Origin of the sequence: Gilliamella sp. ESL0250 (assembly GCF_013345045.1) — a bacterium.
Lineage (GTDB): Bacteria > Pseudomonadota > Gammaproteobacteria > Enterobacterales > Orbaceae > Gilliamella > Gilliamella apicola_H.
Genome location: NZ_JAAEDV010000015.1, coordinates 1 through 12,874 on the forward strand (window position 1 = coordinate 1; position 12,874 = coordinate 12,874).

16 protein-coding genes are annotated in these 12,874 nt (G+C 34.0%); 15 read left to right on the forward strand and 1 reads right to left on the reverse strand.

All coding sequences use genetic code 11. From position 1 onward, the window contains the following. Positions 1-214 precede the first annotated feature (214 nt). Positions 215-508 (reverse strand): hypothetical protein, encoded by a 294-nt coding sequence (locus tag GYY69_RS10940; protein WP_174797706.1) that lies wholly within the window; start codon positions 506-508, stop codon positions 215-217. Between the two features lie 1,054 nt (positions 509-1,562). Between GYY69_RS10940 and GYY69_RS10945 the strand changes: the two genes are divergently transcribed. The 15 genes from GYY69_RS10945 (at position 1,563) to GYY69_RS11015 (ending at position 12,808) form a co-directional block, all read left to right on the forward strand. Continuing rightward, positions 1,563-2,012, forward strand: coding sequence for an SMI1/KNR4 family protein (locus GYY69_RS10945; protein ID WP_174797707.1), 450 nt, complete (start codon positions 1,563-1,565; stop codon positions 2,010-2,012). Positions 2,013-2,102: 90 nt separating this feature from the next. Continuing rightward, positions 2,103-2,408, forward strand: coding sequence for a hypothetical protein (locus GYY69_RS10950; protein WP_174797708.1), 306 nt, complete (start codon positions 2,103-2,105; stop codon positions 2,406-2,408). 459 nt (positions 2,409-2,867) lie between these two features. After that, positions 2,868-3,248 (forward strand): hypothetical protein, encoded by a 381-nt coding sequence (locus GYY69_RS10955; protein ID WP_174797709.1) that lies wholly within the window; start codon positions 2,868-2,870, stop codon positions 3,246-3,248. 17 nt (positions 3,249-3,265) lie between these two features. Next, entirely contained in the window at positions 3,266-3,760 is a 495-nt protein-coding gene (locus GYY69_RS10960; protein WP_174797710.1) for a hypothetical protein, read from the forward strand. A gap of 184 nt (positions 3,761-3,944) precedes the next feature. Then, positions 3,945-4,274 carry a hypothetical protein gene (locus GYY69_RS10965; RefSeq protein ID WP_174797711.1) on the forward strand — a complete coding sequence of 110 codons (330 nt, stop codon included), beginning with the start codon at positions 3,945-3,947 and terminating at the stop codon, positions 4,272-4,274. Between the two features lie 33 nt (positions 4,275-4,307). Further along, positions 4,308-4,535 (forward strand): hypothetical protein, encoded by a 228-nt coding sequence (locus GYY69_RS10970; RefSeq protein WP_174797712.1) that lies wholly within the window; start codon positions 4,308-4,310, stop codon positions 4,533-4,535. Positions 4,536-4,682: 147 nt separating this feature from the next. Then, positions 4,683-5,009, forward strand: coding sequence for a DUF7716 domain-containing protein (locus GYY69_RS10975; RefSeq protein WP_174797713.1), 327 nt, complete (start codon positions 4,683-4,685; stop codon positions 5,007-5,009). Between the two features lie 75 nt (positions 5,010-5,084). After that, on the forward strand, positions 5,085-5,477 hold the full coding sequence (locus tag GYY69_RS10980) for a hypothetical protein (RefSeq protein WP_174797714.1): 393 nt from the start codon (positions 5,085-5,087) through the stop codon (positions 5,475-5,477). Between the two features lie 42 nt (positions 5,478-5,519). Next, positions 5,520-5,789: a DUF7710 domain-containing protein gene (locus tag GYY69_RS10985; RefSeq protein WP_174797715.1), complete on the forward strand. Its 270-nt coding sequence runs from the start codon at positions 5,520-5,522 to the stop codon at positions 5,787-5,789. Positions 5,790-5,992: 203 nt separating this feature from the next. Continuing rightward, positions 5,993-6,292, forward strand: coding sequence for a hypothetical protein (locus GYY69_RS10990; RefSeq protein ID WP_174797716.1), 300 nt, complete (start codon positions 5,993-5,995; stop codon positions 6,290-6,292). 86 nt (positions 6,293-6,378) lie between these two features. After that, positions 6,379-6,699 carry a hypothetical protein gene (locus GYY69_RS10995; protein WP_174797717.1) on the forward strand — a complete coding sequence of 107 codons (321 nt, stop codon included), beginning with the start codon at positions 6,379-6,381 and terminating at the stop codon, positions 6,697-6,699. Positions 6,700-6,702: 3 nt separating this feature from the next. Further along, positions 6,703-7,251, forward strand: a complete 549-nt coding sequence (locus GYY69_RS11000; protein WP_174797718.1) for a hypothetical protein — start codon at positions 6,703-6,705, stop codon at positions 7,249-7,251. An 813-nt stretch (positions 7,252-8,064) separates the two neighbouring features. Then, positions 8,065-11,133 (forward strand): formate dehydrogenase-N subunit alpha, encoded by a 3,069-nt coding sequence (gene fdnG, locus GYY69_RS11005; protein WP_174797719.1) that lies wholly within the window; start codon positions 8,065-8,067, stop codon positions 11,131-11,133. 15 nt (positions 11,134-11,148) lie between these two features. Next, positions 11,149-12,123, forward strand: a complete 975-nt coding sequence (fdxH, locus tag GYY69_RS11010) for a formate dehydrogenase subunit beta (RefSeq protein ID WP_174797720.1) — start codon at positions 11,149-11,151, stop codon at positions 12,121-12,123. Then, positions 12,116-12,808, forward strand: coding sequence for a formate dehydrogenase subunit gamma (locus GYY69_RS11015; protein ID WP_174797721.1), 693 nt, complete (start codon positions 12,116-12,118; stop codon positions 12,806-12,808). Before fdxH ends, GYY69_RS11015 begins: the two co-directional genes overlap by 8 nt. Positions 12,809-12,874 lie beyond the last annotated feature (66 nt).

Sequence of the window (12,874 nt, forward strand, 5' to 3'; positions counted from 1 at the left end):
GAACTCAGAAGTGAAACGCCGTAGTGCCGATGGTAGTGTGGGTATTACCCATGTGAGAGTAGGGGGCCGCCAGACTTTTAAATTTGAGAGAGAGCCCAGCAGTGATGCTGGGCTTTTTTGCTTTTAACGGTTTATTTTTTATATCATTATTTTATTATATGTAAAAAAATATACCGAGTTGCTTTATCTGTAGTAGCTTGAACTTAACCTTAATCTATCTTATATTTTTATCTGTTACTGATGTGTATTTAGGTTTTTTTCTTAAATTATTGAGTAAGTTTTTATCATCATCTTTCCACCAATATTCTTTATATATAGTGGGTTGTTTAAACTCATAAATGCTAATTAAACCTAACAAACCTGATGGTGAATCTGCCATAAAATCCCAACCATTCTTTTCAGCACAGTACATTTTTAACCTTTCGTCATACCAAATTTGGTACCCTTTTTTATCTAATATATTGAGTGCAGTGTTTGATATGTTTGAATATTCAGATAATGCCGGCATAAAATCAATCCTATTTCATAATTTCAATCGTTTATTTGCGTGTTTTTTCTTTGTAAGGACTTTCAATTTCTCTTTTTATATTTTTCTATCATCAAAAAAATCTTTATAGTTTATAGCGAGCTGAATATTTTGATTTGCAATATATGGCTCGATTTTGAGTCACTTTTGTCATCCCTATTTTTACTATTATTTAAACTAAATATTACTGTCAGGTAATATGTCGATTTCTGAATGTGTTAAATCTAACTATGACTAATAGCAAAATTTTATTGACGAGTTTAAATTTTTGTCTGAATTAGATTTTCATTAACTGTGATTTATTTATTTTTAACACAGTACTTCATTTATTTATTCCCAACATTTTTCCCTAATATATTCTATTATTGTAGGAATTAATGGTGTTATTTACAATAATTTGAGAAATTACTGTAATGAGTATAGATAAAGAAAAATATTTGTCACCAATTTGGCTAAACGTTTAACCATTTATAACGAGCTAAAAGCCAGATTGAAGATGGTGTGTTAACCCAATGCTTTTAGCCACGGAATATATTTATTTGGATAAGGATGAGAATATTAAGGGTTAGGCGCCTATTAGTTAAAAAATGTAATAATCATTTTACAAATCAAAAAGTTATTTAATATACTTTTCTTCAATCGAATGGAAAAGTAGAAATCGTGACACGCACTTTAATGGTGATGTGTATAATCAGCAAATAGTTGTTATAAAATATAGAAAATGAAAAGGTTAAGTAGTTTATTAACGTTTATAATACGGTTAAACTACATAAAAGGATTTCGAGGAAAACGCCTTATGTTTTTTGGAAGATTATTTTAATCATGAAGTGTAAACAATCCAGTGTTTTTCTACATAGCGGCAACTGCGCTTAGTTATTTACTCAATAAGATGGCGATATTGGGCATTTTATTTATGTCGAAAAAATAAATCATAATGATAGTATTTGTAGTTTAGCTATAGGCGCTTTCGGTTGTTTTAAAATGCAACTGCAAGTTAAAGATATCTACCAGCTAGGGAAATAAAACTAAAATTAAAATGAATAAACCAGACTTTAATCATCAACTCAATGAATTAATTGCTATTTTGACATCCAAAGGGTTTGTGATAAAAGGCTGTAATGACCAACAATTGGCTCAACTTGAACGCCAATATGGTCAGCTTCCTGAATATTATAAAATTTTTCTGTCAAAACTGGGGGTTAATGCGGGTGATTTTATGCTCGGTACAGCTGTGTTATTTCATGAAATTGAAGATATAAATCAAGGCACTTTAGCCTTAATGGCTGAAAATAATATTTCTATTCCCAATAATCTCTACGCTTTTTTATTACATCAAGGTTATTCAAGTCTATTCTTTATTGATAGGCATGATGATCCTATGGTCTATTGTTATACAGAAGGTGACGTAATAAAAAATTTAAATTACAGGTTTAGCCAATGTATATTGGCTGAAATAGCATTGTATAAAACGCATCAGACTGAGTAAATGATGTTATTTTTATGCCTTAGCACCTATTAAAATGATGACAAACCTGTTAGGCTCTAAAATCATATTGAATAAAAAGATTATGATTATATGAAATATACTAAAGATGAATATATTCGATTAGGGCGAACATTACAAACAACAATTATCGATGATCTGCCCAATAATGCTTTGCAATTTACCACTATTGCAATAAATTTTAAAAATCAAAAGTATAGGGTTCTTTACAAAGTTATAAAATTAGTCGATGGTGTGGATTTTTTCGACGAACATGAAACGATTATTGATGAAATTCATGAATTTAATTTGTATCAACAAATGATAGACTATTTAGGCTCTATTGGTATTGATATAGATCAATTGAGGCCAGCAAAAGGATCAAAAATAATATTTTGATTTAGGAAAAGTGATAAAGATATTAAATTCATTTTTTATATAACATTATTTATTTTACGCAATTAGTAAATCAATATCATGCTATTACAAAGCAAAATAAATATAGAATAATACAACTGAATTTTAGTGATCTCATGGGTCTGAATGTTCTATCATTATCGCCTAATTATGCGATCACCTACTAGTTAAAATCAAACAAAATGGCATTAGTTTTGGTCATGAAGATAAGATTATTTATTGCCTAGTTATCTTACCATCACTGCTAATATGCAATAAGCTAAAATTTATTCTATTTAAAATAATACTATATAAATTATTATTTTGGCAGAATATATTTGCTTTGCAAACTAACGTGATAATATGGATATTTTTAGTATCAAATCCATATGAAGATGAGAAATAAATACGTAACTATTTTTACTATTCAACCAGTTCCTATACTAGAATCATGGAAAAACAATGAAATATTATGCAAAGCTAATTGCTATAGATCCATATATTGAGGAGCAGGCTACTTTTGATTTTGGTCAATATCAACTTTGCTGTTTTATCAATTCTTCCGCTTGTGTACTCAATCAGGACAATATTTATCTATTAGAACTTAATTTGTATTTTATTGACGAGATAAAGCCTGAACTATCTAGAGATAAGCATTTTTCTATTATGCAACAAGCTGATACTTTTGTTCATCATATTAATGGTTATCTATTTGAAAATAGAGTAGTACTATCGAATCTTGTGTTTCAAGATGATTTATTTTATGATTTTGCTTACTTAAGTGATGATTTTATTAAGTTTAGTGTAGATAGGCTTTCTATTGATATTTTAAATAACAAATAAGCTTTTTAGGATTAAGTATGATACAAATGATATCCAATGTTGTAGTAAAACCTTTACCTCTCAAGAAACCTGGCGAAATCTATTCACTTGTTGAAGTTGATGGTGTTTGCTGTAATGAAAAACTGAAAGGGGGCTATTTAGAAGCGGCTTTTAGTTATAATGATGATTATATCTTACTTTTTGTGTCGCAAAATGGTGACGCTTGGGAAGAGATTTTATCTATTTATTTACTTGATTTAAAAAGGAATAAAATTGTCGATCGAGCTAGAATTGGCGGTGGCTACTCTTCTTGGTTTGCTGGGAATGCTATTGATGATATTAAAATTTTATCCGATAATACGATAAGTTTTGAATTTATGTCGCTTAAGGATTCTGATGGTTGGTTGCTCGAACTTTTTAACAAACCTATAAAAACCTTTCCGTTTGCACTTAGATATCTACCTTACATCTCCCGTCCAATTTCTTCCCAACGCTATTTTTTGATTAAAAAGAATAAAATACCACTTAAATAGATAAAATACTAAAATCTTTGTATTGAAATACTAGATAGTTGTTAAGATGAAAAATTTTTTATAATGAATTATCTATATATTTTTTGAATATTGGTAATCAATATAGCGATGATCGTTGTTGCGAGTTAGGATTTATCTTTAAATAACAATTCTATTTACCTTACAATATTATTAAAGAGGCGAAATGGTAGCTAAAATCATTCTGCAAGATACGTTCAATGAGCAAGATTTTCTATGGTTTGCCGAAAAGTGGCAGCAAAATGCATCGATCATCATTGAATCAATATTACAACACAACGACGCAAAAAATCGTATTTTTAACTTTGCCTTAAATTATATTCCAGATTCATTTGCCGAAGCAGTGATTGATATTTTTCTGGAAGATAGTGATTTTATTATTAGTGATGAGGATCTGCTAAAATGTGTAAGGCAAGGCTCCATCGGTTTAAAACAGAGCATACGTTATCGAAAAAAGACACCTCAATATATTCTTAATTTATGTAACCAAGAATAATCAACGCATTACTAATATCAAGGAATATAAAAGATGCTAGATTTTTCCTACTTATCAGATCAAAAAGACAGTAAGCCATCTGTTGTTTTAAGTGATAAAAAAGAGCAATTACTTGAGCAAGCTTTTATCGATTTAAAGCGGAAAACTGGCATCATGATTGATGTCTATGGTCGAAACAGAATCTATCCCGATCATCAAAAAATATTAATTAACTTGTTACAAAAACATCACGACAACGAAATCCAAAAGCTAGTCATGTGACTTAAGCAAGCCGTGCATGAAGAAGAAGTTATTATTGCTGATGGTGATTAAATGAATACATTACTTATTGAGATATACTGACAATCATTTAATATGCCATTACACTGATATCTGCATACTGAAAACATCTTAATTTGGGGGGGAATGATGAATTTTATTACTATACGAGATATGCTTTCTAACATAGAAAACATGCCATACAGTTTTTTTTATCTTCCCGCTGATCACTCATCTTGGACACTTGATACCCAAGGAATTTTTAGTCTTGAGGATGAAGATATTTTAGATGATTGTGATTCAAACCTGCCTAAACAAGCTATACAAGAAGGTTGGATACCAACCCTAGAAAAAGCCGAGATTGAAGATATTATTAGTGTGGCTAACAATGAATTAGATAATCCAACATTAGAGGATTTATTTAGCTCTTTTGTCTTTTATTTTGAAAACGATGCTTTCTTACAATACGCTAATTAAGTTAGCTAAAAAATTATGTACTTTGTTTTTGGTCACCGATAGCGTAAATATGTTAATCTTTTATAGTATTCAAGTATGATGATTTTTAACAATAAAAAAACAGTTGATTTGCTATCACACTTATCGAATAGACTTAATCAAATAGGGATTTTTTTACAATCGAATATTGCTAGGCAGTTTAAATTAACGGATATGGCTAGTTATGTGCATGTTAATATCTTAAAACAGCGAATTTATCTGCGTTTCAAATTATCAATTAACAGTATGGAACTATTTGATAATGATATTGTTAATATTCGACTAACAAATGATAAGATACATGTAACTTGCTTTGTTTACTCAAATTATGGCATGGATAAAGTGATGGAATATCAAGATAATATTGATAATTTTGAGTCGACTATTGTCGACAACATTTCTCTTAAATTGTTGTCATGTATTAAATCACATATTAATTTTATTACATAATACTATGTTGCAATGAGAATCGAGCAGATAGGATAGCAAAAAATGAACGAAATATGGGTATTTAATGGTGCAGGTGCAAGCTTTCCTGCTGGTGTATTCACCTCGTTAACTGAAGCTAAAACTTGGATTGAAAAACATCAATTAACTGGTGTGTTAACCCGTTATCCAGTGAATACTGGGGTGTATGATTGGGCGATTGCTAATGATTTGTTTACTGCCAAACAAACGTGGCATACCAAGCCTGCTTTTATTGAATCTTTTACTTGTGCCTCAATGGAACACTACCATTTTGAAGCAGGACAGCAGCAATAGCGTTAAAACAAAAACAGTATCAATTACAAAATGGTGTCTCAGGGATGTGTAAAAAATTAGCTAAAAAACTGAATAAACCTTTTCATCTAACAGCCGATTAGCTGTTTGATAATTATGGTAAAACCCAAAATATTACCCAAACTATTTTGTAAATATATAAGATAATATCTTACTATTCACTGTCTAATAAGGTATTTAAATTTATGGCGCTAGATTTTATTATCGACTTTGACAATCAGCAATCGGCAAGATTTACCATGAGCGAAGATCTCCATGGAAAAATATTTAGTACATCAACCTGCTGGAAGAGTCTTAAACAATTAAAAAAAATTCGTGACTATTACACCGTTAATGTTGTGTTTAATGCTAGCAATTTGGCAATATTGATAACTGATTTAACGCAAATTATGCCACAAATTGAAAATTTTACTCCTGAACTGCAACGGATCATCATCACGCTCAAACAAAAAAATATTAAACAATTACGTGTTACTGGTGATTAACTATTTAGTTATTGAATAATGGATATCAAATACTTAGCCATACGTTTTAGTAATAAAACTTATTATGATGGGGATAACACCACTCAATGTCAGCCGAGTTTAGATTAGTGTTTATAAATCACACATGGTATCAGCAAAACGCCTGTGATATTGCCAATAAAATTTTATCATTACCCACTTATATTGCTAAAAATAGCGCATACTGTTTATCAGGCTCACCATATTGGGATAATGATAAGAGTAGATTGTTCGATGTCAGACTATTTTTGGAAGATACTCAAATTTTTATTGAAATAAGTGCTCATTCGCCTAGGATCGAAAAAGATTTAGCTCAGTTATTTACATGGATAAGAAGTCAGACTGAGATTAAAATATTAGATGACGATGGACAAATGTCAGGGTGGTAAGTCATGATTGCATTGAATGCTAACATTATTAGCTATAAATCAATAGGAAATATTCAAATAGGTGATAACATTCTCAGCTATATGGATGAAATGTATCAACGTTTTGACATTAAGTGTCAAGAATGTGAATTGTATTCTCCACCTAGTGAGCAAAATAGATGGTGCTTCTATTCGTTAAACGATGGCACATTGACAATCACTACCACATTTGACGGCAACATTATTGGAATAGGATGCAACCAAAATTATCAAGGCAAATATTTGAATAAATATCAAAATGAGTTATATGCTGGCATTACCATGGAAGAACTATGCTATCTTACTAAGTTTCGACACCTCTTACTTGGTATGTTGATTGTTGATGATGATTATGGTCTATCTTTTACACTACCTTCACCTTATGATGAAATCGCTGACAATTTAGAAGATATCCCCTATGATTTAAAACTTAATGAAATTTACGTCACGGATTATTCTCAATGGCAGCTCAAGCCACAGAAAAAGAAAACCCCGAAAAAACGCCGTATACCCAAACCTTATTCTTATTTTTAGTGTTAGTTTAAAAATGAGTTAATCAAACTAATATAATTATTCAATTGATAACATGCTAAAAAAGCCCTATTGAAGCTGTTCGTCGCCGTAACCCATAAAAAGGAATATTAAACCATCAATGATGGCATTAAACGTCTAGTTAAAGTTGAAAAATCCATTGCGTATAAAACATTCAGCATGATTTTATCCGCCAGTTTTGTACTCTTTATGGGGCACTTACACAACTGTTCACTAGTTAAATTATATTTTTTGTAAAAAATATTCAGGATTCTATACCGTTTCATGATTAATTAAGAAGTCACAGTCTCTATTTGGTAAAACGTATGATCATCATTGTATCAATAAACAATACCAGAAATTCGCCTGACCGCAAATGACTGGGAAATCTGAAAGCGATTGGGACTTTAATAAAGACGTAGTATTTACTTGTTAAATTATATTTTTGTAAAAAATATTCAGGATTCTATACCGTTTCATGATTAATTGAGAAGTCACAGTTTCTATTTGGTAAAACATATGATAATCAGCCTATCTTAGTTAATGTTTTAAATTGGCGATAATAAAATTGCGTTTTTATACTAAAATGCCGTGTTACCTGAAATTTTTTATATCAATATCATTTTTGAGTATATTCAACATAAATCAGGCTGTCATAAATTTATTTTTTTGATATATGTCAAACTTTATGAATTCATATCTGTTTTTCCCTTTATTTCCATGTCATTAAAGATTATCATTACAAATTATAGGGATGTTAATAGATTCCAATATAACAAATCAAATAATGTAATGTCAGCTTTTTAAGGAGTCCATATGCTATTTAACCGTAGACAGTTCTTTAAGATCTGCGCTGGTGGTATGGCAGGAACAACGGTTGCCACACTAGGACTAGCTCCTAATATGGCGCTCGCACAAACTCGCCAATTTAAATTACTCAAATCAAAAGAAACCCGTAATAACTGTACTTACTGTTCAGTTGGCTGTGGAATGCTACTTTATAGCCGTGGAGATGGTGCAAAAAATGCTGAATCATCCATATTCCACGTTGAAGGTGATCCAGATCATCCTGTTAGTCGAGGTTCGCTTTGTCCTAAAGGCGCTGGTGTACTTGACTATATCAAAAGTGAACAACGCGTCAAATACCCTGAATACCGCGCTCCAGGCTCTGATAAATGGCAAAAAATTAGTTGGGATGAAGCTGTTGACCGCATTGCTCGCTTAATGAAAGCTGACCGAGATAAAAACTTTATTGAAAAAAACGAACAAGGAACGACAGTTAATCGCTGGACAACAACAGGCTGGCTTGTTACCTCTGCTGCGAGTAATGAAACAGGTTGGCTGGCATTTAAAGTTGCACGTGCATTAGGCATGCTAAGCCTTGAAACCCAAGCAAGGGTTTGTCATAGTCCTTCTGTATCAAGTTTAGCCGCCACTTTTGGTCGCGGTGCTATGACTAACAATTGGAATGATATTAAAAATGCCAATGTTGTTATTGTAATGGGGGGGAATGCGGCCGAAGCTCATCCTGTTGGTTTTAAATGGGCCATAGAAGCAAAAATTAATAATGGTGCAGAACTGATTGCCATTGACCCACGTTTTCATCGAACGGCTTCGGTTGCCGATCACTATGTACCGATTCGCTCAGGATCTGATATTGCATTTTTGCTCGGTATTATTAATTATCTTATTACCAATAACGAAGTTAACTTTGACTATTTAGTGACCCATAGTAATGCAAGTTTAATTGTTCGTGATGATTTTAATTTTGATGCCAATAGTGGGTTATTTAGCGGTTATGATTCAGCTAATCGCCAATATGATCCAACCAGTTGGGCATATCAAAAAGATGAAAATGGTTATGCGCTTCGAGATAAAACACTCAGCCATCCTCGCTGCGTGTGGAATCTACTTAAAAACCATGTCAGTCGTTATACGCCTGAAATGGTAAATAAAGTGACAGGAAGCCCAATTGAAGGTTTTTTACATGTTTGTCGCTCACTTGCAAGTACCAAAACCCATGATAGAGCAGCCACCTTTTTATATGCATTAGGATGGACTCAGCATACTTATGGTTCACAAATTATTCGTACGGCTGCGATGATTCAGCTTATCTTAGGTAATATTGGCGTAATGGGTGGTGGAATTAATGCATTACGAGGCCATTCCAATATTCAAGGTTTAACTGATGTTGGTTTATTATCAAATCGCCTGCCCGCTTATCTTGATTTACCTAAAGATTCTCAAGTTTCACTCGAACAGTATTTAGAGGAAAAAACGCCCAAACCTCTAGGACCAGACGAAGTTAATTTTTGGGCTAATTACCCAAAATTCTTTGTCAGTTTTATGAAATCAATGTATGGTGATAAATCAACTCAAGATAACAATTGGGGATTTGACTGGTTACCAAAATGGGATAAAACCTATGATGTATTAAGATTCAGTAAAATGATGCGTGATGGTCAAGCCAATGGTCTTATTTGCCAAGGTTTCAATCCCCTTGCAGCGCTACCAGATAAAAATAGTATCCGTAACGGATTATCGAACTTGAAGTTTTTAGTGAGCATTGACCCTATGCCAACTGAAACGGCAGAGTTTTGGAAAAATCATGGTGAATCGAATGATGTCGATCCAAGCCAAATCCAGACAGAAGTTTTTAGGCTTCCTGTAAACTGTTTTGCTGAAGAAAATGGAACTATCGTTAACTCTTCGCGTTTACTGCAGTGGCACTGGGCTGCAGCAAGACCGCCTTATGAGTCATTATATGATCCAGAAATCATCGCTCGTATCTTTCTTAGAATGAAAGAGTTATATGCCGAAGAAGGGGGGGCATATCATGAGCCAATCAATAACTTAGTTTGGAATTATCAAAATCCAGAAGGCCCTGCTGCAGAAGAGCTAGCGCAAGATTATAATGGGCGAGCCCTTGCTGATCTCACCGATGCCAATGGCAATGTTATCCTTAAAAAAGGTCAGCTATTAAGTGGTTTTTCTCAATTAAAAGCAGATGGAACAACTTCATCAGGAATATGGATATTTTGCGGTTCATGGACAGAGCAAGGTAACCAAATGGCAAGGCGCGATCCTAGCGACCCGTCAGGTAAAGGTATTCATGCCGGATGGGCTTGGGCATGGCCGATGAATCGGCGTGTACTTTATAATCGTGCTTCAGCGGATGAAAACGGCCAGCCATGGGATCCCAAACGCGTACTGGTAAAATGGAATGGTTCAAGCTGGGACGGTAATGATGTTCCTGATTTTACCGCAACGTTATCACCAAGTGCTGGAGCGGGAGCTTTTATTATGAATAACGATGGTTTAGGCGGATTGTTTTGTTTAAATCGATTAGTCGATGGTCCGTTCCCTGAGCATTATGAACCGTTTGAAACACCAATTACCAATAATCCATTACATCCAAATCAAGTGAGCAGCCCTGTGGCGCGCGCATTTAAAGAGGATTTGGCTCGTTTAGGAAATGCCAGTGAATTTCCTTATGTTGGTACCACTTACAGTATCACTGAACATTTCCATTTTTGGACTCAACATGCCAGACTGGCTTCTATTACTCAGCCAGAACAGTTTATTGAGCTTAGCGAAAACTTAGCCAATAAAAAAGGCATAAAACTAGGCGATACCGTAAAAGTGACTTCATATCGCGGTTATATCAAAGCTAAAGCTGTTGTGACAAAGCGCCTTCCGACATTAACTGTTGATGGTAAAGAAATCGAGACTATTGGAATTCCTATTGTTTGGGGATTCACAGGTCAGACGAAGAAAGGATTTTTGGTGAATGAATTAACGCCACATTTAGGTGATGCCAATTCACAAACGCCAGAATATAAATCATTCTTAGTCAATATTGAAAAAGTGACCAGTGCGGCATAGGGAGGAAGATAAATTATGTCATTACAAACACAAGATATTATTCGCCGCTCGGGAACCAATTCGTTAACGCCAGCGCCACGAGCACGCGACTACCAACAAGAAGTGGCTAAATTAATTGATGTAACCACATGTATTGGCTGTAAGGCTTGTCAAGTTGCGTGTAGCGAATGGAATGATCTTCGTGCCGAAGTGGGTAATACTGTCGGCGTTTATGATAATCCGGCTGATTTAGAGCCGAAAGCATGGACAGTGATGCGGTATTCAGAAGTTGAGGTTAACGGCAAATTTGAATGGCTGATTCGTAAAGATGGCTGTATGCACTGTTCTGATCCTGGTTGTTTGAAAGCCTGCCCATCAGAAGGCGCTATTATTCAATACGCCAATGGTATTGTTGATTTTCAATCGGAACACTGTATTGGTTGTGGTTATTGTGTCGCAGGTTGCCCGTTCAATATTCCTCGAATTAGTAAAGAAGATAATCATTCTTACAAATGTACTTTATGTGTGGATCGCGTTGCGGTTGGGCAAGAGCCTGCTTGCGTTAAAACCTGTCCAACTGGTGCTATTCACTTTGGTACTAAACAAGATATGATTCGTCATGCTGAAAATCGAATTGTAGACTTGAAAAAACGCGGTTTTGAACATGCTGGTCTTTATGATCCACAAGGTGTTGGTGGTACTCACGTTATGTATGTTTTACACCATGCTGATCAACCAGAGCTGTATCACGGCCTACCAAAAGACCCTCACATTAGTGAAATCGTCAAATTTTGGAAAGGTATTTGGAAACCGTTATCCGCAGCTGCATTTGTTGCAACATTTGGAGGGTTGCTTTTTCATTACATGGGGGTTGGTGCAATTGAAGTGGATGAAGATGACATAGAACAAGAAGAACAAGCTGATAGGCAAGCGCGAAAACGTTTAGGATTACCCGTTTTTGGTCGCAAAAATAGTGCTAATTCATCACAACAGGAGAATCAACATGAATAAAAAAGGCATGATTTTAAGAACACCACTTATTGTTCGTTTTTGTCACTGGTGTATGGTGTGTCTATTTATTCTTACTGCACTATCGGGCTTATCCCTGTTTTTTCCATCAATTAAACTGTTTGGTTTATTCCTTGGTACACCACAATTAGTGAGGGCATTACACCCAATTATTGGTTGTGTTGTTTTTGTCTTACTGATGTTTATGTTTTTAAAGCTTGCTCGTCATAATATACCTAACAAACAAGATATTGTATGGTTAAAAAACTTTAAAAGCGTCATTATGGGCAAAGAAGAAGGTATTCCAATTGGCAAGTATAATGTCGGTCAGAAGTTTTTATTCTGGTGCATTATGAGCTTAATTTTTGTATTGTGTATTACTGGGCTAATCATGTGGCGCCGATATATTTCTGATTATTTTCCAGTACAGGTTGTACGTATTGCGATATTCTTCCACTCGTTTGCCGCTATTGCTTTAATTTTACTTGCTATTGGCCATGCTTATATGGCAATTTGGGTTAAAGGCTCTATTAAAGGGATGATAACAGGTTACGTATCACGTGCTTGGGCACGAAAAAATCATTCTACTTGGTATGAGGAAGAAATGGAAAAAGTTTATCAAAATGAACTAAATGCAAAGGCCAAATCTGAAGCTGAATCTACAGACGTTGAGCACAAACCAGCATAATCGTTCACCTCTATCTGTAATTGTATTTTCCGCTGATAGTCACTATCAGCGGAGTTATCTTAAAAG

Excerpts from the sequence above, each read along its gene's own strand:
- GYY69_RS10940 (WP_174797706.1), bottom strand. The coding sequence starts at position 508 with ATGCCGGCATTATCTGAATATTCAAACATATCAAACACTGCACTCAAT.
- GYY69_RS10945 (WP_174797707.1), top strand. The coding sequence starts at position 1,563 with ATGAATAAACCAGACTTTAATCATCAACTCAATGAATTAATTGCTATT.
- GYY69_RS10950 (WP_174797708.1), top strand. The coding sequence starts at position 2,103 with ATGAAATATACTAAAGATGAATATATTCGATTAGGGCGAACATTACAA.
- GYY69_RS10955 (WP_174797709.1), top strand. The coding sequence starts at position 2,868 with ATGAAATATTATGCAAAGCTAATTGCTATAGATCCATATATTGAGGAG.
- GYY69_RS10960 (WP_174797710.1), top strand. The coding sequence starts at position 3,266 with ATGATACAAATGATATCCAATGTTGTAGTAAAACCTTTACCTCTCAAG.
- GYY69_RS10965 (WP_174797711.1), top strand. The coding sequence starts at position 3,945 with ATGGTAGCTAAAATCATTCTGCAAGATACGTTCAATGAGCAAGATTTT.
- GYY69_RS10970 (WP_174797712.1), top strand. The coding sequence starts at position 4,308 with ATGCTAGATTTTTCCTACTTATCAGATCAAAAAGACAGTAAGCCATCT.
- GYY69_RS10975 (WP_174797713.1), top strand. The coding sequence starts at position 4,683 with ATGAATTTTATTACTATACGAGATATGCTTTCTAACATAGAAAACATG.
- GYY69_RS10980 (WP_174797714.1), top strand. The coding sequence starts at position 5,085 with ATGATGATTTTTAACAATAAAAAAACAGTTGATTTGCTATCACACTTA.
- GYY69_RS10985 (WP_174797715.1), top strand. The coding sequence starts at position 5,520 with ATGAACGAAATATGGGTATTTAATGGTGCAGGTGCAAGCTTTCCTGCT.
- GYY69_RS10990 (WP_174797716.1), top strand. The coding sequence starts at position 5,993 with ATGGCGCTAGATTTTATTATCGACTTTGACAATCAGCAATCGGCAAGA.
- GYY69_RS10995 (WP_174797717.1), top strand. The coding sequence starts at position 6,379 with ATGTCAGCCGAGTTTAGATTAGTGTTTATAAATCACACATGGTATCAG.
- GYY69_RS11000 (WP_174797718.1), top strand. The coding sequence starts at position 6,703 with ATGATTGCATTGAATGCTAACATTATTAGCTATAAATCAATAGGAAAT.
- fdnG (WP_174797719.1), top strand. The coding sequence starts at position 8,065 with ATGCTATTTAACCGTAGACAGTTCTTTAAGATCTGCGCTGGTGGTATG.
- fdxH (WP_174797720.1), top strand. The coding sequence starts at position 11,149 with ATGTCATTACAAACACAAGATATTATTCGCCGCTCGGGAACCAATTCG.
- GYY69_RS11015 (WP_174797721.1), top strand. The coding sequence starts at position 12,116 with ATGAATAAAAAAGGCATGATTTTAAGAACACCACTTATTGTTCGTTTT.